Raw genomic sequence first — 18,729 nt, forward strand, 5'->3', positions numbered from 1 at the left:
CCAACCAGCGCGACCGGAACCGCCCATCCGAACACGTGCGTGAGCGACTCGGCGTAGGCGCCGACGATCGGGCCGGCCATCTGGCGGGGCAGGCGGTGCAACGCGTCCGGTGACGCGGCGGCCGCGGCCGGGGCGCGACTGGCCGCCATCGCCGGCCCGATCCGGCTGTGCAGGAAGTTTGTGAACAGCGAACCGAATATGGCGGCTCCGAACGAGCTGCCGATCGTGCGGAAAAAGGTGACCCCGGAGGTTGCGACGCCGAGGTCGTCGAAGCTCGAGGTGTTCTGCACAATCAGGACCAGGGTCTGCATGCACATCCCGATCCCGGCGCCAAGAATGACGAGGAACAACGATTGGACGAAAGTGGATGTCGACGGGTCCATCCGCGACATCAGAAAGAACGCTCCCGCCATGACGGCGGTGCCGGCGACGGGGAACACCTTGTATCTGCCCGTGCGGCCGACGATGACACCGCTGCCCATTGAGGTGGTCAGCATCCCGATCACCATCGGCAAGGTGCGCAAGCCCGACGTGGTCGCCGAGACACCGTCGACGAACTGCATGTAGGTCGGCAGGAACGTCAGGGCGCCCAGCATTGCGAACCCGACCACGAAAGACAGCACACAGCAGACGGTGAACACCGAACTCCGGAACAGCCGGACGGGCAGGATTGGCGCGGCGGCACGGCTCTCCACCCAGGCGAAAATGCACAACGCGATCACCGAGCCGATGAACAGGCCGATGATCATGGGCGATCCCCACGGATAGGTGGTCCCGCCCCAACTGGTGGCGAGTGTCAGGCCGGCGGCGCCCAGGCCGACGAACAGGATCCCGGTGTAGTCGATGACGGGTCTGGTGCGGCCGGTCAGGGCCGGGATGGCGGCGGCGGCCACAAAGAAGACCACGACCGAGATAGGCACGTTGATCCAGAACGCCCACCGCCAGGTGAAGTGGTCGGTGAAGTAGCCACCGAGCAAGGGACCGATGACGGTGGTGACGCCGAACACCGCTCCCATCGCCCCTTGGTAGCGGCCGCGGTCCCGCAGCGGGATCACCTCGCCGATCAGGGCCATGGCGGTCACCATGAGCCCGCCGCCGCCGAGACCTTGCAGTGCGCGCGACGCGACCAGCATGCCCATCGAACTCGAGAGCCCGCACAGCACGGAGCCGGCGACGAAGAACACGACGGCCGCCTGGAAGACCCGCTTGCGGCCGAACAGGTCACCGAACTTGCCGACGAGCGCGGTGATGATGGTCGACGCGAGGAGGTAGCTGGTGACTACCCACGATTGATGGCCTGCGCCACCGAGATTGGCGACGATGGTCGGCAACGCGGTCGCCACGATCGTCTGGTCCAGTGCGGCCATCAACATGCCGAGCAGGACCGCTACGAAGATGAAATTGCGTCGCTGCGAGTCGACCGCGACATCGCCGGCTTGTGAATCCGAAGCGGGACCGGCCGGAGCCGCTGCTGAAGTCGCCCTCGTCATGCCTGCCTTCCCACGGCGTTCGATGGTAATGAGTGCCCACGGTCAACCGGTGGCAACCAAAACCGCCGCAGGGTGGCGTCCTAGGGTCAGCTGGGTGGCCGTGACACGCACTGCGCCGAGTACAGCTCCACGCCCAGCTTGTCCATCAACTCGAGCTGGGTCTCGAGGTAGTCGATGTGCTTTTCCTCGTCGGCCACGATGTCCTCGAAAAGGGTCGCTGTGGTGGAATCCTGCTTTTCCCGGCACAGGATGATGGCCGGCTTGAGCCGCTCCATCACCTCGTATTCGATCGCCAGGTCGGCCTCGAACTGCTCGCGCAGCGTCTGGCCGATGCGCAGTGAGAACAGGCGCTGGTAATTCGGCAACCCGTCGAGCAACAGGATGCGGTCGGTGATCGTCTCCGCGTGTCGCATCTCGTCGAATGACTCGGCCCGGGTGTGCTCAGCTAACTCGGTGAAACCCCAGTTGTCCTGCATCTTGGAGTGCAGGAAGTATTGGTTGATCGCGGTGAGCTCGCTGGTCAGTTGCTCGTTGAGCAGACGCAAAACTTCCGGATCCCCTTGCATTGTCACTCCTATGGTGTGAGCGGCTGTCGTGTGTGGCCGCGCCGGTGCGCTGGGCTGGAGCGCACAAAACCTGGGCGCTAGCAGCACTTTGCCACGCCCGGATGGAATGTTCTAGCAAGGTTTGGCTGCACTCAGTGACGTGCGGAGCCGAGTAAGTCGGCCCTTGGTTAGGTTAGACTGCGCTAACGAACTTAGGTTAGACTCCACTAATAAGCGGCATGCGTTTCGGCCTGATCGCCATGACTCACAGTCGGCGACGAACCGCAGACGTTTGACCGAACGACGAAGGGACGCGGACGTGCGGGAGGTGCGCTGATGTACGTGTGCCTCTGTGTTGGGGTAACCAACCAGACCGTGTGCGACGTCGTGGCGCAGGGCGCGTCGACCTCCAAGGAGATCGCCGCTGCATGCGGGGCCGGCGGTGACTGCGGCCGCTGCCGACGCACCTTGCGTGCCATCCTCGCCGACTCGGCCAAGTTGCGAACGGCTCAGTCGGTTTAGCGCTTGTTGAAATCGGCCAGCGCGGCCGCGTTGGCTTGCGCACCCATCAGTTCGGCGAAGTGCGCGTTTTCGCGGGCGGTAGCCGCCACGATCTCCGGGCGAACGGGTTCCATCATCGTGTGCTTGACGGCCATCAGGCTCGAAATCGGCCGCGAGGCAAGAACTTCGGCGTGCTGACGGGCCTGCGCCATTAGCTCGTCGGGTTCGCAGACGCGCCAGACGAGGCCCATTCGCAAAGCCTCGTCGGCATCGACCCATTCCGACGACATCAACAGCCACGCCGCGTTCTGGCGGCCGACCAACTGCGGCAATAGATACGACGAAGCCGCTTCGGGCGCCACGCCCAGGCTGGTGAACGGGCACTTCAGGCGGGCGGTCGAGGACATGAACGCCAGATCGGCGTACCCGAGGATGGTGGCGCCGATCCCGACGCCCACGCCGTTCACCGCGCAGATCAGCGGCTTGGGAAACGCACGCAGCGCGTCGATCAGTCCGATGAAGCCGTGCTTACCCGGTGTGAAGCGCGGGTCGGTGATACGAGCCTGCATCTCGGACAGGTCGGTGCCGGCGCTGAAGCCCCGACCCGCGCCGGTCAGCAGCACGACGGCGACATCGGGATCCTCGGCGGCGGCCAGCAGCGCCTCGGCCGCGGCGTCATAGAGGGCTTCGTTGAACGCGTTGAGCGCCTCCGGCCGGTTCAGGGTGAGAGTGCGCACCCGTTTCTCGTCGTCGATCTGCAGCGTCACGCCAGCAGCCTAACGAGGCTAGCCGTTGCTGTAGACCCGGGTTGGGGCGATCAGCACCACGGCGCGCCGCTCGGAAGCCATCACCCGGTCGTACTCGTCCCAGTTGTCGTGCGTGCCGCCCGCGGCGGTGAACACCTCGCGGAGCAGCAACCGCAATTGATCTGCGTCCGCCAGCCAGGGCTGGGCATCGTCGGGACCGACCAGTTCGGCGCGGCCCTCGACGGTCGCCCACTGCCATCCGTTGCGGAAGGTCACCGCCAGCTGCGGACGAGCGCGCAGGTTGGCCAGCTTGACCCTGCCGTAGGTGGTGAAGGCCAGGGCTTGTTCGCCAGTCGAAGGGTGCGCCAGCAAGCCCACGTTGACCAGCGAAGCCTGCACCGTCCCGTCGCCCCGGACGGTGGATATCACCGCCAGGCCGCTTTCTCCTCTGGCCAATGCGACTGCGTCGTCGAGTGTTGTCATGAGCGGCCCTCAATCCCGGAACGGTGTTTCGAATACGTAGCGGCTCGTCGGCACGGTGTCGATGTTCTCGTTGGCACCGAATGCCGTTGTGCTGGCGACCATTCGGCCCAACCGATCCTGCAGGTCGTCGTCATCAGAGGCTCCGAAGAATGCCTTGAGGTCGGTGATGGCCTCCTGCGGGAACAACTCCTCGACGATGCCGGCGATTCCCGGCGCATTCGGCGTAAGCGTCCGCACCACCCAATTCTGGGTGTAACCGAACGTCGACTGCGTTTCGATGGCGACCGACGTGTGGTCACGTTGCCAGCGATCCAGCCAGTCCGCCTGATCCATGCCGTCGGGACGGCGCAGCAACGCGATGTTGGCCAAACCCGGTGTGCGAGCACCGGACTCGACAGCCGGGGCGCTCAGTGGGACCGATTCGGTCACCAGATAGGCGGCCAGCTGTTCGCATTCCTGGGCGAGGAATTTGAGCGCCGCCGCCGTTTGGTCGCCGTAGCACTGTTGGGTCCACATGCTCACCACCGCGGCCACGGGTGGGTTCAACGTTGTCAGTGTCATCAGCGAGTGACGCACGGCGCTGTCACGAACGTTCACCTGCAGCCCGGCGAAGCCCAGTTGCAGCAGCGCGTCGGCGACGTGACCTCGTTGCCGGGCACACCACGCGTCATCCGGTTCGGCGCGCATCAGCACTGCGATGACCTTCTCCATACGCCGAACTTACAGTCGCTGCGGGCCTACTTCACCAGGCGTACCTGATGCTCGTTGCTGATCAATCGGCCGATGAGCCCGGCCAGCCGGCGGTAGGACTCGTCGCGCCCGCTCGACGAGCGGAAGACCAAACCGATCCGCCGGCCAGGGCGGGGCGCGGCGAACTGCGCGAGGCCCAGGCGGCTTCGGGACGCCTCGACGGGCACCGCGCTCTGTGGAATGAGCGTCACGCCCAGGCCGCCAGTCACACATTGGACCGCGGTCGCCAGCGACGCCGCCCTGGTGTTGGCCAGCTCGGCTCGTACCCCGGCCTTATGGCAGACGTCGAGTGCTTGATCGCGTAGGCAGTGGCCCTCATCCAGCAATAGCAGCGGCAGGTCGGCCAGGGCGGCGGCCGGCACCCTGCGCTTGCCCGCCAGCGGGTGGCCCGGGGGCAGGGCGAGCACGAAATCCTCGTCATAGATCGGGATCGCGCTGATGCCGGCGCCCTCGGCGGGCAGGGCGATCAGGGCCGCGTCCAACGCGCCCTCCCGCAACACCGCCAACAGCCGTTCGGTCTGGTCTTCGGTCACCCGCAGCGTCAGCTCCGGCAGTTGCTCGGCGACGCCGGCCAGCACCGTCGGCAGCACATAGGGCGCCACCGTGGGTATCAGGCCCAGCCGCATGCCGGCCCGGAGTGGGTCCGACGACCCCGCGGCAGCGGCGCTGAAAGCGTCCGCCGCCTCGACGACGGCCTGGGCGCGCGGGAGCAGTTGCATGCCTTGTGTCGTCAAGAAGACACGCCGGGTAGAGCGCTCAATCAGCCGGGTGCCCAGCCCGGCTTCCAGAGCCGCCAGCGCTTGCGACAACGTCGACTGACTTACGCTGAGAGCTGTTGCTGCACTGCTGAATTGCCGCTTCTCGGCTACCGCGACGAATGCGCGCAGGCCGGCGATCGTGGGTTGATAACTCTTATCGGCCATACCTATAAACCTAGTGGGAAATATCACCTTTACTTCAACTAGCGTACGCGGCAACATGGGAAAGGAAAGCTAATCTTGATTAAATCCAGACAAGGAGCGACATGCCTCTGCTGACCATCGGCGACCAGTTCCCCGCCTACGAGCTGACTGCATTGATCGCGGGCGATCTGTCCAAGGTCGACGCCAAGCAGCCTGGGGACTACTTCACCACCGTCACCAGCGAGGACCACGCCGGCAAGTGGCGCGTGGTGTTCTTCTGGCCGAAGGACTTCACCTTCGTGTGTCCAACCGAGATTGCCGCCTTCGGCAAGCTCAACGACGAGTTCGAAGACCGCGACGCGCAGGTGCTCGGCGTTTCGATCGACAGTGAGTTCGTGCACTTCAACTGGCGTGCACAGCACGACGACCTGAAGAAGCTGCCCTTCCCGATGCTCTCGGACATCAAGCGGGAGCTGAGCCTGGGCGCCGGTGTGCTCAACGCCGACGGAGTAGCCGACCGGGCGACCTTCATCGTCGACCCGAACAACGAGATCCAGTTTGTTTCGGTCACCGCGGGTTCCGTGGGCCGCAACGTCGAAGAAGTGCTGCGTGTCCTGGATGCGCTGCAGTCCGACGAGCTGTGCGCGTGCAACTGGCGCAAGGGTGACCCGACCCTGGACGCCACCGAGCTGCTCAAGCAGTCGGCCTGATTCTTTACTGATCGCATAGGGTCGGGATTAGGAGGCGAGATGAGCGTAGAAAACCTCAAAGAAGCGCTGCCCGAGTACGCCAAGGATCTCAAGCTCAACCTTGGCTCGATCACCCGCACGACCGAGCTCAACGAGGAGCAGTTGTGGGGCACGCTGCTGGCCAGCGCCGCGGCGACCCGGAACATGCAGGTGCTCACGGAGATTGGGGCCGAGGCGGCCGGCATCCTGTCCGCCGAGGCGTACAACGCGGCGCTGGGAGCCGCGTCGATCATGGGCATGAACAACGTGTTCTACCGTGGCCGGGGCTTCCTGGACGGCAAGTACGACGATCTGCGCGCGGGGTTGCGAATGAACATCATCGCCAACCCCGGTGTGGAGAAGGCGAACTTCGAGCTGTGGTCCTTCGCGGTGTCGTCGATCAACGGATGCCCAGATTGCGTGACCGCTCACGAGCACACCCTGCGCGAGGCCGGGGTCAGCCGCGAAACCATCCAGGAGGCGTTGAAGGCCGCGGCGATCATTTCCGGCGTGGCACAAGCGATCATCGCCGCCCAGACGCTGGCAACCGTCGGCTGATCGCGCCGTCGTGACCAGTCCCGTGACCCAACCCGCCTGGGTCGAGCACGCGATCTGGTGGCAGGTTTATCCCTTGGGGTTCGTGGGAGCATTCCCCACACCGCAGTCAAGCGAGCCGCCGCAGCCGGAGGAACATCGGTTGCGGCGGCTCGTCGACTGGCTGGACCATGCCATCGAACTCGGGGCGTCGGGCATTGCGCTAGGACCCATCTTCGCCTCGCGCACACACGGTTACGACACCACCGACCACTACCGCATCGATCCCCGGCTCGGTGACGACGCCGACTTCGACCACCTGGTCGCCGAGGCACATCGCCGCGGACTGCGAGTACTCCTCGACGGCGTGTTCAATCATGTCGGGGAGGACTTCGCACGCTACCGCGAGGCGGCCGATGACGAGCGAGCCGCACGCTGGTTTCGCGGACGCCCCGGTCGTTTCCACACCTTCGAAGGCCACTCCGGGCTGATCACCCTCAACCACGACAACCCCGAAGTCGCCGACTACACGGTCGACGTGATCGCACACTGGTTGGGTCGCGGCGCCGACGGCTGGCGTCTCGATGCTGCTTACGCTGTGCCAAAACACTTTTGGTCCTCAACCCTGAAGAGGGTCCGCGAGCGCTACCCGGATGCCTGGTTCGTCGGCGAACTCATCCATGGCGACTACGCCGCGGACGTACGGGCCGCCGGCTTCGACTCCGCCACGCAATACGAGCTGTGGAAAGCGATCTGGAGCAGCCTTAATGACGGCAACTTCTTCGAACTCGACTGGGCGCTGCAGCGGCACAACGACTTTTTGACCACCTTCTCGCCACTGACGTTCATCGGCAACCACGACGTCACCCGCATCGCCAGCCAGCTGGAGACCGCCGCACACGTGCCCCACGCGCTGGTGCTGTTGCTGACCATCGGCGGGGTGCCCAGCGTGTACGCCGGTGACGAACTCGGCTTTCAGGGATTGAAGGAAGAACGCTTCGGCGGAGACGACGCGGTACGACCCGAGTTCGGCTCTCCCCCAATGCAACTGGATGATCGAGGCGTCGAAATTTGGCGGTTGCATCAGTATTTGGTCAGGCTGCGGCGTCGCTACCCCTGGCTGCACGCGGCATCGACCACCGCACGGCTGCTCAAAAACCGGCACTACGTGTACGAGACGCGCAACGGCGACGATGCGCTGCTGGTGGTGCTCAACATCGACGACGAGCCACTGCGCATCGCACTACCAGAGCTGGGCACGGCGCGCGCGCAGGTGGTCGGCGGTTCGGCGGCCCCGCCGCAGGAGGTCGTCGACATTGTCACGGTCGAGGCACAAGGCTGGCGGATCTTGAGCCCGGCCTAGGGACGATCGCGAGCGCGGTGTAGCCGGGCGAAGCGGGTCGGCCCCATCAGCCTAGGGACGATCGCGAGCGCGGTGTAGCCGGGCGAAGCGGGTCGGCCCCATCAGGTTAGGGACGATCGCGAGCGCGGTGTAGCCGGGCGAAGCGGGTCGGCCCCATCAGGAATTCGTCAGCCGTTCCAACGTCAGCCGGTCTTGATGGCCGTCGTAGTACTTGTCGAGCACCGCGATGAAGTCCTGGTTGTCCTCGGTGGCCTGGGTGAACAGCGTCATGGAGGAGCGCAATTTGAGGTCGTCCGGCGAGCCGAAAATCTGCCCTATCGATCGCCCCTGCACCGAGGTGACCAGCCGCGAGCACTCATGCAACCGTGGCCCCAGCAACTCATGGCGCAGGTATGCGCGGGCCTCGTCGAGCGAGCCGATGCCGAAACGGGCGGCCATCGCGCTGCCGCCCAACCCGCGCAGCTGCGGAAAGACGAACCACATCCAGTGTTTGCGCTTTCGCCCGGCACGTAGCTCGTCTATGACATCGCCGTAAACCGGATCCTGCGCTTCGACAAAACGCTCGAGATCGAAAGGGTCGCCTGTCGATTCCATATGACTACGGTTGCACATATGGCGGTTCGACGACGAGTGCCCAAACTGCGGGATCTGGCGCCGCTGATGCAATTCAAGCGGCCCCGGTTCAACGCGACCAGGCGCCGCCTCGACGCCGCCTACACCATCGAGGATCTGCGAGCCATCGCCAAACGCCGCACTCCCAAGGCGGCGTTCGACTACACCGACGGCGCCGCCGAAAACGAGCTGTCCATCGAACGTGCGCGACAAGCGTTCCGCGACATCGAATTCCACCCGACAATACTGCGCGACGTCAGCAATGTCACCACGGGCTGGGACGTGCTGGGCCTGCCGGTGGTGTCGCCGTTCGCGATCGCGCCCACCGGTTTCACCCGATTGATGCACACCGAGGGCGAGATCGCCGGCGCGCAAGCGGCGGCCCGCGCGGGGATCCCGTTCTCGCTGTCCACGCTGGGCACCTGCGCGATCGAGGATCTGGTCACCGCCGTCCCTCAGGGCCGAAAGTGGTTCCAGCTCTACATGTGGCGCGATCGCGAGCGCTCGATGGCGCTGGTGCAGCGCGCCGCCGCCGCGGGATTCGACACGCTGCTGGCGACAGTCGACGTCCCCGTCTCCGGTGCCCGGCTGCGGGATAACCGTAACGGCATGACGATCCCGCCCACGCTGACACTGCGCACCGTGCTCGACGCGGTGCCGCACCCGAAGTGGTGGTTCGATCTGTTGACCACCGAGCCGCTGGCCTTCGCCTCACTGGATCGTTGGCCGGGCACCGTCGCCGAATACCTGAGCACGATGTTCGACCCGAGCCTCACCTTTGAAGACCTGCAATGGATCAAGGCGCAATGGCCCGGCAAGCTCGTCGTGAAGGGGATCCAGACACTCGAGGATGCGCGCGCCGTCGTCGACCGTGGCGTGGACGGCCTCGTGTTGTCCAATCATGGTGGGCGCCAACTGGACCGGGCCCCCGTCCCTTTTCACCTGCTGCCCGTTGTCGCGCGCGAGCTCGGGAAACACACCGAGATACTGGTGGACACCGGCATCATGTCGGGCGCCGACATCGTCGCCGCCATCGCGCTGGGGGCCCGCTGCACGCTGGTCGGGCGCGCCTACCTCTACGGCCTGATGGCCGGCGGCGAGGCGGGCGTGAGCCGCGCGATCGAGATCCTTGCCAGCGGCGTTCTGCGGACCATGGCGCTGCTCGGGGTCACCTGTTTAGCAGAGCTGTCACCCCAGCACGTCACCCAGCTCACGCGGCTTGGTCCTGTTTCGCCGCCAGCGTAACGCTCTGTGACGGCCGCCTCGCCGGCGCCGAGATTGCCGCTAGGGCTGTGATTTGCGCGCCAACAATGACCATGGCGGCAGTCTCGATGCGTTCGCCGCGATTGCATCGGGAACAAACCGGCGCCGAGCTGGGTTAAGCGCATCAGACTCAACTTTTGGAGGATTTGATGGCTGAAGCCAAGTCGGTGCCGGTGCTGTTTGTCACCGACACCATCGTCTTGCCCGGAATGGTGGTGCCGATCGCGCTGGACGACGCCGCCCGCGCGGCGATCGACGCCGCTCAGGCGAGCGACTCGGGGCAGCTGCTGATCGCCCCCCGGCTCGAGGACCGGTATCCGTCGCACGGAGTGATCGCGAAGATTTTGCAGGTCGGACGCATCGCCGGCGGTGGCACCGCCGCGGTGGTGCGCGGTGAGCGCAGGGCCCAAATAGGGGCGGGAGCGTCCGGACCCGGTGCGGCGCTGTGGGTCGAGGTGACCGAGGTCCCCGAGATCGAGACGACGGAGGAAATCAAGGCGCTGACGGCGGAGTACAAGAAGCTGCTGTTGGCCATGCTGCAACGCCGAGAAGCCTGGGAGATCATCGATTACGTCAACCGACTGACCGATCCCTCGGCGCTGGCGGACACCTCCGGGTACGCCTCCTACCTGACGAACGCTCAGAAGCGGCAGTTGCTGGAGACCGTCGATGTCGCCGACCGGTTGCGCGTGCTGATCGATTGGACCAGCAAGCATCTCGCCGAAGTCGAGGTCAGCGACAAGATCGCCGAGGACGTGCGCGAGGGCATGGAAAAGACGCAGAAAGAGTTTCTGCTCCGCCAACAGCTCGCCGCCATCCGCAAGGAACTGGGCGAAGGCGAACCCGACGGGTCGGATGACTACCGAGCCCGCGTCGAGGCGGCCGAGCTGCCCGAGAAGGTGCGCGAGGCCGCGCTGCGCGAGGTCGGCAAGCTGGAGCGCTCCAGCGACCAAAGCCCGGAAAGCGGCTGGATTCGCACCTGGCTGGACACCGTGCTCGACCTGCCCTGGAACGTCAAGAGTGAGGACTCGACGGATCTGAAGGCCGCGCGCGAGATCCTGGATGCCGACCACCACGGCTTGGACGACGTCAAGGACCGCATCGTCGAGTACCTGGCCGTGCGGGCCCGCCGCGCCCAGCGCGGGCTGCAGGTCGTCGGTGGACGCGGTTCGGGCGCGGTGATGGTGCTGGCCGGTCCTCCCGGCGTGGGCAAGACGTCGCTGGGTGAAAGCGTGGCCCGGGCGTTGGGTCGCAAGTTCGTGCGCGTCGCCCTGGGCGGCGTGCGCGACGAGGCCGAGATCCGTGGGCACCGTCGCACCTACGTGGGCGCATTGCCGGGCCGGATCGTGCGCGCGATCGGTGAGGCGGGATCGATGAATCCCGTTGTGCTGCTGGACGAAATCGACAAGGTGGGTTCCGACTATCGCGGCGACCCGAGTGCGGCGCTGCTCGAGGTGCTCGACCCCGCGCAGAACCACACCTTCCGCGACCACTATTTGGATCTGGACCTGGATCTGTCGGACGTGGTTTTCCTGGCCACCGCCAACGTGATTGAAAACATTCCGTCGGCGCTGCTCGACCGCATGGAGTTGGTGCAGATCGACGGTTACACGGAGGACGACAAGGTTGCCATCGCCCGGGACTACCTGCTGCCCCGGCAGCGAGAGCGGGCGGCTCTGACCGAGGATGAGGTCGCGGTGACCGACGCGGCGTTGCGCAAGATCGCAGCCGACTACACCCGCGAGCCTGGGGTGCGCCAGTTCGAACGGCTGCTGGCCAAGGCGTTGCGCAAGGCGACCACAAGGCTGGCCTCGGAAGCGAACGGGGATCCGGCGTCGCTGACCATCGATGAGCCCGATCTGGTTGACTTCCTGGGCCGCCCGCGGTTCATGCCGGAGTCGGCCGAGCGCACCGCGGTGCCGGGCGTGGCCACCGGGCTGGCCGTTACGGGCCTCGGTGGTGACGTGCTCTACATCGAGGCCGGGGCCACCGACGGTGAGCCGGGTCTGCAGCTGACGGGTCAACTGGGTGACGTCATGAAGGAGTCCGCGCAGATCGCGCTCTCCTACGTGCGCTCGCACGCCACCGACTTGGGTGTCGACCCTAAAGCGCTGGACCGGCGCATCCACGTGCACGTGCCCGCGGGCGCGGTGCCCAAGGACGGCCCATCGGCGGGGGTCACCATGGTGACCGCGCTGGTGTCGATGGCGACCGGAAGGCAGGTCCGTTCCGACGTCGGCATGACTGGCGAGGTCACGCTGAACGGGCGGGTGCTGCCGATCGGCGGCGTGAAGCAGAAGCTGCTGGCAGCCCAACGCGCTGGACTGTCAACGGTATTCATCCCGGCGCGCAACGAGCCGGATCTGGACGACGTGCCAGGCGAGGTGCTCGATGTGCTGGACGTGCGGCCCATGGCCGACGTCGCCGAGATCGTGGCCCAGGCGCTGGAGCCGGCGGCCGACGCCGCCACGGTGGCCGCCTAGCTACTGTTAAATGCCTGTCGAATAGGCCTTCCTAGTGGCCCCCGGGGACTGCCAAGAGGTTTTGGCTTCCCCGGACCGGGGGTAGTCACAAGCGCAGAGGCAAAGCCAGCCGAGGGGGGTTTGACCTCCACCCGACGTCAAAGGACGTTTGGTGACGAACAACAAATCAGGCCGTGAAGCCGCTGAACGGGCAGTGAGCGGCCGGACAAGGAGTTCATCGTGAGGTTGAACAGAATAGCTGCTAGCGCCGCTATTGCGGGCGCGTTGACGTCGGGCGCGTTGGGAGTCGGCGTGGGGTTTGCACAGGCCGACCCCAATGGCCCGAACCCAGGCCCGAACGTTCCGGGGCCAAACGTGCCAGGCCCGAACGTTCCTGATCGGGATGGACCGGGTCAGGGGCAATGGATCCCTGGGCAGCCGATTTGTAACGGTGGTCCGGGCGTCAACTGCAACGGCCCGGGCACCCCGCTTCCGCCGGGGCAGCGCGGATTCCCGCCGCCGGGCCACTTCAATGACCCGATTGGCTACGGGTACCCCCCGCGCTGGACGCCGCCGGGTCAGCCGGGCGACTACCCGGTGGTATTCAACCCGGACGCACACCAGTGGGGTGTGTTCCTGCCTGGTGGTCAGTTCGTGGCCTACGCGACCTAAAACCGCATAGTGAGACAGCCGCCGCCCTGCGGCGGCTGTTCTCGTTTGCGGCAGAATCCAAGCTATGAGTGACTTCAGGAATCTGAAACGGCAAGTCGTCCATCGCGTTCAGCGGCTGCTGGTCAATCCGGTGGGCCGCAGGTTACCCATGACGATGCTGGAAACCACGGGGCGCAAGAGCGGGCAGCCGCGTCGTACCGTGGTGGGCGGGCGCGTCGTGAATAACCAGTTCTGGATGGTTTCCGAACATGGCGAGCACTCGGACTACGTCCGCAACATCAAGGCGAATCCCGCGGTCCGGGTGCGGGTTGGCGGGCAGTGGCGTAACGGCACGGCGCACCTGCTGCCCGACGACGACGCGGTACAGCGGCTCGGCGAGCTGCCGCGATTGAACAGCGCGGCGGTACGCCTAATGGGCAGCGACCTGCTGACCATCCGCGTCGATCTGGACTGATGCCGCATGGCCTACGACGAGGATCTGGCCAATCGCATCCGTGAACTCCTCGGCTCCGAGCCCGGCGTCGACGAGAAACGCATGTTCGGCGGTCTGGCGTTCTTGATCTACGGCAATATGTCGGTCGCCGTCAGCGGCCAGGGCGGACTGTTGGTGCGGGTGCGGCGGGAGGACACCGATAAGCTCATCGAGCGTGCCCATGTCAGCCCGATGGTGATGGCCGGCCGCGAGACCCGGGGCTGGCTGCGCGTCGAGGCCGCCGGGGTGCGGACCAAACGCCAGCTGCACAGTTGGGTGAACCGCGGAGTCGGCTACGCGCGCAGCCTGCCGCCCAAGTAGCGTCCGGTTTGCTCGCCCAAAGCGCGGGTACGCGGGTGCCTATGGACAAGCGGGTGCGACGGCTGCTCGATGTTGCCGGTACCACGTACGCGGCCCAGGCGCGGATCACCATGAGCGACAAGCCGATGCCGCTGTTTCAGCTCCTGGTTCTGTGCATGCTGGCCAGCAAGCCGATCGACGCGGGCATCGCCATGGCCGCCGCACGTGAACTGTTCAGGACCGGCCTGCGGACAGCCAAAGCCGTGCAGGAGGCCGACCGGCAGACCATGATCGAGGCGTTCGGGCGCGCGCACTACGTTCGCTACGACGAAAGCTCGGCGACCCGCCTCGCCGAGATGGCCGACCGTGTTTGTAATCAGTATTCCGGTGATCTGCGCCGGCTGGCAGATCGCAGCCACCGCGACCCGGCGGCGGCCAAACGAATGCTCAAACAATTCAAGGGAATCGGTGACACCGGTGCCGATATCTACCTGCGGGAAGTTCAGGACGTGTGGACGTGGGTGCGGCCCTACTTCGACGACCGCACCACCGACACCGCCAAGCAACTTGGCTTGCCCGGGGAGCCGAAGAAGCTGGGATCGCTTGCGCCGCAAGCCAATGCCCGCCTTGCGGCCGCGCTGGTCAGGGTGTCGATGGACGACGATGTGCGTCAGCGGGTGACCGGCTGAGCGGCCCGTGACCATACGCATCGGTACCTCGGGGTGGTCGTACAACCACTGGGTTGACGTGCTGTATCCCACCGGGACGCCGTCGGGACGTCGGCTCGCCCGGTACGTCGAGGTGTTCGATACCGTCGAGCTGAACGGAAGCTTCTACCGCTGGCCCCAGGACTCAACCTTCACCGGCTGGCGCCAACAGCTGCCGAAGGGCTTTACCATGTCGGTCAAGGCCCATCGCGGCTTGACGCACTACCGCAGGCTGGCCTCACCCGAGCCGTGGATCGAACGGTTCGAACGCTGTTGGCGTCTGCTGGGTGATCGGCACGGGGTGCTGCTCGTGCAATTGCACCCTCAGCAGCAGCGCGACGACGCGCGCCTGGATTCGTTCCTGTCCCTCATGCCCGAGTCGATCCGCGTCGCCGTCGAACTGCGTCACCCGACGTGGAACGACCCTGCCGTGTTCGAGTTACTGGAACACCGACGCGCGGCCTATGTGGTGATGAGCGGCCTCGGGCTCGAGTGCATCCCCCGGGCGACCACCGATCTGGTGTACATCCGGATGCACGGCCCGGATCCGGAAGCCAACTATGCCGGCTCGTATTCCGACAGCGACTTGCGGCGTTGGGCCGGCCGAATCGCCGAGTGGGACAGTGACGGCAGGGATGTGTGGATGTATTTCAACAACGACCTAGGTGGCCACGCGGTCCGCAATGCCCTGGCCTTGCGCGAGCTGGTGAGCTGAGCGCGCACGAGTAGGCTGGAATCCTTCGAAGAAGGGAGCACCGATCATGGCCGGCTCGACCAGCTTCGTCATCGTCGGCGGCGGACTCGCGGCTGCTAAAGCCGTAGAAGCATTGCGCGACAACAACTTCGATGGTCATATCACGGTGTTCGCCGACGAGGAGCATCTGCCTTACGAGCGGCCCCCGCTGTCAAAGGAGTACCTGGCCGGCAAGAAGTCGTTGACTGACTTTACCGTGCACAACTCCGACTGGTATCGGGACAACGACGTCGATCTGCGGCTCAGCGCCCGGGTGACGGCCCTGGACGCCGCCGGCCACACCGTGGGTCTTGCCGACGGCGCTACCGTGCGCTACGACAAGCTGCTACTGGCCACCGGATCCGCCTCGCGACATCCACCGATACCGGGTTCGGACGCCGGCGGCGTCCACTACCTGCGCAGCTACGAAGATGCGGTGGCGTTGAATTCCGTTCTGGCCGAAGGGGCGTCGCTGGCCGTTGTGGGGGCCGGGTGGATCGGGCTGGAAGTGGCCGCCGGTGCCCGCCAGCGTGGCGTCGACGTCACCGTGGTCGAGGCGGCCAGGCAACCACTGCTGGCCGCACTAGGCGAAACCGTAGGCGACGTGTTCGCCACTCTGCATCGCCAGCACGGTGTGGATCTGCGGCTCGAGACCCAGGTCGAGGAGATCACCCATACGGACGGCGCGGCGAGCGGTTTGCGCATCCGCGGCGGGGCGACCATCGCGGCCGACGCCGTGCTGGTGGCCGTTGGCGCCAAGCCGAACACCGAACTCGCCGAGCAGGCCGGGTTGTCCATGGGTGACGGCGGGGTACTGGTCGACGCGTCGTTGCGCACCAGCGACCCCGACATCTATGCCGTTGGTGACATCGCCGCGGCCGAGCACCCGCTTTTCGGCACCCGGATCCGCACCGAGCACTGGGCCAACGCGCTCAAGCAGCCCGCAGTCGCGGTGGCCGGGATGCTGGGTACGCCAGGCGAATACGCGGAGCTGCCGTATTTCTTTACCGACCAATACGACCTCGGCATGGAATACGTCGGGCACGCGCCCAGCTTCGAGCGGGTGGTGTTTCGAGGCGACGTCGACGGGCGCGAATTCGTCGCGTTCTGGCTCGATCGTGACGACCGGGTGCTAGCCGGGATGAACGTCAATGTCTGGGATGTGCTGGACGACGTCAAAGCCCTGATCCGGGCGCAGACCCCGGTCGACGTCGACAAGTTGTGCGATACGCAGTCATCGCTGGCCGACCTGCCCAGCGTCAGCTGACAGTTTGCACGGCGTCGGAATCGTCAGCGCTGCGCTGCACGGGGGTCCACGTCCCGTCGATGACGTCGGGTGGGTATTGCACCTGTAAGCGTTCGCGCTCGGTGCGTCGGCGTTTGATCCGCAGCCGCGCATCGCCGGGCAGCGTGACCAGCTCGTTGCAGGTCAAGTAGTACATATCGTCGACTTCATCGATCAGATCCGCCTCGACCCGCAGGGAACCCAAGGCGCGCAACGTCATCCGGAGCTCATGTGTGAAGCGCATCGTGGTGTCGTGGGCCAGTTCCCGCGAGCCGCGGGCGTTGGCGGCCAACCGAGCGTCATGCGACAGCAGCGGCGCGGGCTGTGCGGCGGCGGCAGCCGCGGCGATCAGCAACATTGTCGGGTCGTCGGCAAATGTGGTGCTGGCCAGTTCGGCCTCCCCCGGTCCGCGGTGCCCGATGCGCGCGACGGCGGCATCGACGGCGGCCGCGGTCGTCGGCGACAACGCGCGAATGCTCGCGAGGTTGCCCTCCTTCGCCAGCGCACACAACGGCGGGTCGGCACGCAGCGCGGCCGCCAACTCGGCGATCTCGGTGGCGACGAGATCGCTGTCGGCGATCATGCCCATCCCGGGCACACCGCGCCGGGCCTGGCTAAGCACCGGCGTTGCGGCGCTGACGCCGGCATCGATCAACCACAGCGCGTTCAGGATCCAGCCCTGATGAATGCGGTCGCGCAGCAGCCGCAGCCGAACTTCCAGCGCCGCCTCCGGCAGCATCGCCAGTTGGCCGGCGTCGAGGTGCTCCGCGGTGGCGGCGGCGCCGTATGCGCGGGTGTCGGCCCGCAGATGGCGCAGCGCAGCCAACGACCGTCCCGCGGCAACCGCCTTGGCGACCGAGCCGAGAGCTCCGCCCGCCAGGGCCGGCTCGCCGAACGGCAGCGGATCCCCGACATGGGGCCGGCCGACCAGAGCGTCGCGGGCGACGGCCTCCTGGTCCCAACCGGGCAGCTGAGACGCGGCGACCAGGTTGACCGACACCCCGACATAGGCGCGGTGACCGAACACCGCAATGGCCCTGGTGCCCCATTCCTCGTCGACCGCACCCCCCAACGCGAGCACGTGACCCAACACCCGGCTCGCGGCGCGCAGCCCACTCAATTGCACGTCCAGCGTTATCGGCGTCAGCGGTCCGGGAAGCGCCTCATTGAGGGCGGAGCCGCTGAAGATGGGAAACCGAGGATCGATCTGGTCGTCGAATTCGCCCTCGATGCCTTCCGGTGCCGCGCTGTGCGTGTCGACAGCCGGCCGTCGATGGTGCGGCAGCACCTCCACCGGGAGCGCGAGCCGTCCGCCGTGGTTGATCGCGCCCGCGGTGTCGAGTCGGCGGCCGACGAGTCCGCGTGCGGTGTCGGCGACCGCGTCGACTGCCTGCCAGCCGAAATCGAATGACCAATCCTCTTGTGCCGCCGACACATTCAGTTCCGGGATCAATTGCGGCCAGCTGCGCACCCGATGCAGCCGGGACCGCGGGTCGGTCGCCCGCAACATGCGCCACGCGGTGATGAGATTGACGGTGTCCGGGCTGGCGAGGTCAACCACGCCGGTGCGGTCGGTGTTCAACGCCAGAACCACAAAGCGCATCAGATCGTCGAGGTGCAGCACACGGACGGGCTGAGCCGAGGCTTTGGCGTGAACCAGGGTGGCGACGGTACGGCACACCATCCAGTCGAGCTGGCGACCGACCGGTGGTGCGATCCGGACGACCACGGTTGGGCCCCAGCTCGAGACCACCAGGTCTTCGGCCGGCCGGTACAGGTCGGCCCGGCCCGCGGCCTGGGACACGAACAGCAGCCGGGAACCGGCGCGGGCGGCCGCGTCGGTCACCCGCGCGAGGCCGTCCATGTCCGCGCTGCCGGGGGCGGAGGGGTCGATGGGCGCCAGGTGGATCACCGCATCGGCTTCGTCGGTCAGCTCACTCAGGACCCGGTCGCTCAGCGACGCGCAAACAAAGTCGACGTTGCGGTCCAGGCACGGATGGGGAAGCTCAGCAATGCCGGTAACGGTGTGGCCGGCAGCGATCAGCTGCCCGGCGACCAGCCGCCCGAGTGCGCCGGTGGCGTCGGTAACCAGGATGTGCACCTGGGCTCACCTCCCCCAACCCTCAGTCCTCAACAATAGGCACGCGGGCATGGGCTACGCGACCGTCGGTCCGGTAACGG

20 protein-coding genes are annotated in these 18,729 nt (G+C 66.2%); 12 read left to right on the plus strand and 8 right to left on the minus strand.

Translation table 11 applies throughout. The features are described from left to right. Both A5686_RS20240 and bfr read right to left on the minus strand, forming a co-directional pair. Positions 1-1,490 (minus strand): MDR family MFS transporter (locus A5686_RS20240; protein ID WP_067937982.1); only part of this gene is annotated, 1,490 nt, incomplete at its 3' end. A gap of 86 nt (positions 1,491-1,576) precedes the next feature. Further along, positions 1,577-2,056: a bacterioferritin gene (bfr, locus tag A5686_RS20245; RefSeq protein ID WP_067937984.1), complete on the minus strand. Its 480-nt coding sequence runs from the start codon at positions 2,054-2,056 to the stop codon at positions 1,577-1,579. Between the two features lie 315 nt (positions 2,057-2,371). On the opposite strand from bfr, the gene A5686_RS20250 reads away from it, so the two are divergent. Then, on the plus strand, positions 2,372-2,557 hold the full coding sequence (locus A5686_RS20250) for a bacterioferritin-associated ferredoxin (protein WP_067937986.1): 186 nt from the start codon (positions 2,372-2,374) through the stop codon (positions 2,555-2,557). Here A5686_RS20250 and A5686_RS20255 read toward each other — a convergent pair. From A5686_RS20255 to A5686_RS20270, 4 genes are read right to left on the minus strand one after another with little or no spacing between them, the layout of a single operon-like run. Beyond that, positions 2,554-3,303 carry an enoyl-CoA hydratase/isomerase family protein gene (locus A5686_RS20255; RefSeq protein ID WP_067937987.1) on the minus strand — a complete coding sequence of 250 codons (750 nt, stop codon included), beginning with the start codon at positions 3,301-3,303 and terminating at the stop codon, positions 2,554-2,556. The genes A5686_RS20250 and A5686_RS20255 overlap by 4 nt on opposite strands. Before the next feature lie 18 nt (positions 3,304-3,321). Continuing rightward, positions 3,322-3,765 carry a PPOX class F420-dependent oxidoreductase gene (locus A5686_RS20260; protein WP_067937989.1) on the minus strand — a complete coding sequence of 148 codons (444 nt, stop codon included), beginning with the start codon at positions 3,763-3,765 and terminating at the stop codon, positions 3,322-3,324. 9 nt (positions 3,766-3,774) lie between these two features. Then, the gene (locus A5686_RS20265; protein WP_067937991.1) at positions 3,775-4,476 is read right to left on the minus strand and encodes an EthD domain-containing protein; all 702 of its coding nucleotides are present in this window, start codon (positions 4,474-4,476) and stop codon (positions 3,775-3,777) included. Between the two features lie 26 nt (positions 4,477-4,502). Continuing rightward, positions 4,503-5,438: a hydrogen peroxide-inducible genes activator gene (locus A5686_RS20270; RefSeq protein ID WP_067937993.1), complete on the minus strand. Its 936-nt coding sequence runs from the start codon at positions 5,436-5,438 to the stop codon at positions 4,503-4,505. A gap of 101 nt (positions 5,439-5,539) precedes the next feature. Between A5686_RS20270 and A5686_RS20275 the strand changes: the two genes are divergently transcribed. Genes A5686_RS20275 through A5686_RS20285 form a run of 3 tightly spaced genes read left to right on the plus strand, consistent with a single transcriptional unit; the run spans position 5,540 to position 8,042 of the window. Then, on the plus strand, positions 5,540-6,127 hold the full coding sequence (locus A5686_RS20275; RefSeq protein ID WP_067937995.1) for a peroxiredoxin: 588 nt from the start codon (positions 5,540-5,542) through the stop codon (positions 6,125-6,127). 39 nt (positions 6,128-6,166) lie between these two features. Continuing rightward, the gene (locus A5686_RS20280; RefSeq protein ID WP_067937997.1) at positions 6,167-6,703 is read left to right on the plus strand and encodes an alkyl hydroperoxide reductase; all 537 of its coding nucleotides are present in this window, start codon (positions 6,167-6,169) and stop codon (positions 6,701-6,703) included. 10 nt (positions 6,704-6,713) lie between these two features. Beyond that, on the plus strand, positions 6,714-8,042 hold the full coding sequence (locus A5686_RS20285) for an alpha-amylase family protein (RefSeq protein WP_067937999.1): 1,329 nt from the start codon (positions 6,714-6,716) through the stop codon (positions 8,040-8,042). A gap of 156 nt (positions 8,043-8,198) precedes the next feature. Here the strand turns inward: A5686_RS20285 and A5686_RS20290 are convergent, their stop codons facing one another. Further along, entirely contained in the window at positions 8,199-8,636 is a 438-nt protein-coding gene (locus A5686_RS20290) for a DUF1810 domain-containing protein (RefSeq protein WP_067938001.1), read from the minus strand. Positions 8,637-8,654: 18 nt separating this feature from the next. Between A5686_RS20290 and A5686_RS20295 the strand changes: the two genes are divergently transcribed. From A5686_RS20295 to A5686_RS20325, 8 genes are all read left to right on the plus strand, one after another. After that, positions 8,655-9,899, plus strand: coding sequence for an alpha-hydroxy acid oxidase (locus tag A5686_RS20295; RefSeq protein ID WP_067938003.1), 1,245 nt, complete (start codon positions 8,655-8,657; stop codon positions 9,897-9,899). Positions 9,900-10,066: 167 nt separating this feature from the next. Continuing rightward, complete coding sequence (gene lon, locus A5686_RS20300) at positions 10,067-12,400, plus strand: endopeptidase La (protein ID WP_197520652.1); 2,334 nt, start codon at positions 10,067-10,069, stop codon at positions 12,398-12,400. Positions 12,401-12,619: 219 nt separating this feature from the next. Next, positions 12,620-13,051: a hypothetical protein gene (locus A5686_RS26880; RefSeq protein ID WP_231986436.1), complete on the plus strand. Its 432-nt coding sequence runs from the start codon at positions 12,620-12,622 to the stop codon at positions 13,049-13,051. Between the two features lie 64 nt (positions 13,052-13,115). Beyond that, positions 13,116-13,505, plus strand: coding sequence for a nitroreductase family deazaflavin-dependent oxidoreductase (locus tag A5686_RS20305; RefSeq protein WP_067938006.1), 390 nt, complete (start codon positions 13,116-13,118; stop codon positions 13,503-13,505). Positions 13,506-13,511: 6 nt separating this feature from the next. Continuing rightward, entirely contained in the window at positions 13,512-13,844 is a 333-nt protein-coding gene (locus A5686_RS20310) for a TfoX/Sxy family protein (protein WP_067938008.1), read from the plus strand. 41 nt (positions 13,845-13,885) lie between these two features. Further along, positions 13,886-14,512 (plus strand): endonuclease, encoded by a 627-nt coding sequence (locus A5686_RS20315; protein ID WP_067938010.1) that lies wholly within the window; start codon positions 13,886-13,888, stop codon positions 14,510-14,512. A 7-nt stretch (positions 14,513-14,519) separates the two neighbouring features. Further along, complete coding sequence (locus A5686_RS20320) at positions 14,520-15,245, plus strand: DUF72 domain-containing protein (RefSeq protein WP_067938012.1); 726 nt, start codon at positions 14,520-14,522, stop codon at positions 15,243-15,245. 46 nt (positions 15,246-15,291) lie between these two features. Further along, entirely contained in the window at positions 15,292-16,530 is a 1,239-nt protein-coding gene (locus A5686_RS20325) for an NAD(P)/FAD-dependent oxidoreductase (RefSeq protein ID WP_067938015.1), read from the plus strand. Here A5686_RS20325 and A5686_RS20330 read toward each other — a convergent pair. Continuing rightward, positions 16,523-18,649 (minus strand): NAD-dependent epimerase/dehydratase family protein, encoded by a 2,127-nt coding sequence (locus A5686_RS20330; protein WP_067938016.1) that lies wholly within the window; start codon positions 18,647-18,649, stop codon positions 16,523-16,525. The two genes, A5686_RS20325 and A5686_RS20330, sit on opposite strands and share 8 nt — an antisense overlap. Positions 18,650-18,729 lie beyond the last annotated feature (80 nt).

Origin of the sequence: Mycobacterium sp. E2479, from assembly GCF_001667925.1 — a bacterium.
Classification (GTDB): domain Bacteria; phylum Actinomycetota; class Actinomycetes; order Mycobacteriales; family Mycobacteriaceae; genus Mycobacterium.

Bases quoted from the DNA above. Each gene is read 5' to 3' on its own strand.
- A5686_RS20275 (WP_067937995.1), top strand. From the start codon at position 5,540: ATGCCTCTGCTGACCATCGGCGACCAGTTCCCCGCCTACGAGCTGACT.
- A5686_RS20325 (WP_067938015.1), top strand. From the start codon at position 15,292: ATGGCCGGCTCGACCAGCTTCGTCATCGTCGGCGGCGGACTCGCGGCT.
- A5686_RS20310 (WP_067938008.1), top strand. From the start codon at position 13,512: ATGGCCTACGACGAGGATCTGGCCAATCGCATCCGTGAACTCCTCGGC.
- A5686_RS20295 (WP_067938003.1), top strand. From the start codon at position 8,655: ATGGCGGTTCGACGACGAGTGCCCAAACTGCGGGATCTGGCGCCGCTG.
- A5686_RS20265 (WP_067937991.1), bottom strand. From the start codon at position 4,476: ATGGAGAAGGTCATCGCAGTGCTGATGCGCGCCGAACCGGATGACGCG.
- A5686_RS20270 (WP_067937993.1), bottom strand. From the start codon at position 5,438: ATGGCCGATAAGAGTTATCAACCCACGATCGCCGGCCTGCGCGCATTC.
- A5686_RS20260 (WP_067937989.1), bottom strand. From the start codon at position 3,765: ATGACAACACTCGACGACGCAGTCGCATTGGCCAGAGGAGAAAGCGGC.
- A5686_RS20290 (WP_067938001.1), bottom strand. From the start codon at position 8,636: ATGGAATCGACAGGCGACCCTTTCGATCTCGAGCGTTTTGTCGAAGCG.
- A5686_RS20280 (WP_067937997.1), top strand. From the start codon at position 6,167: ATGAGCGTAGAAAACCTCAAAGAAGCGCTGCCCGAGTACGCCAAGGAT.
- lon (WP_197520652.1), top strand. From the start codon at position 10,067: ATGGCTGAAGCCAAGTCGGTGCCGGTGCTGTTTGTCACCGACACCATC.
- A5686_RS20305 (WP_067938006.1), top strand. From the start codon at position 13,116: ATGAGTGACTTCAGGAATCTGAAACGGCAAGTCGTCCATCGCGTTCAG.
- A5686_RS20315 (WP_067938010.1), top strand. From the start codon at position 13,886: ATGGACAAGCGGGTGCGACGGCTGCTCGATGTTGCCGGTACCACGTAC.
- A5686_RS20250 (WP_067937986.1), top strand. From the start codon at position 2,372: ATGTACGTGTGCCTCTGTGTTGGGGTAACCAACCAGACCGTGTGCGAC.
- bfr (WP_067937984.1), bottom strand. From the start codon at position 2,056: ATGCAAGGGGATCCGGAAGTTTTGCGTCTGCTCAACGAGCAACTGACC.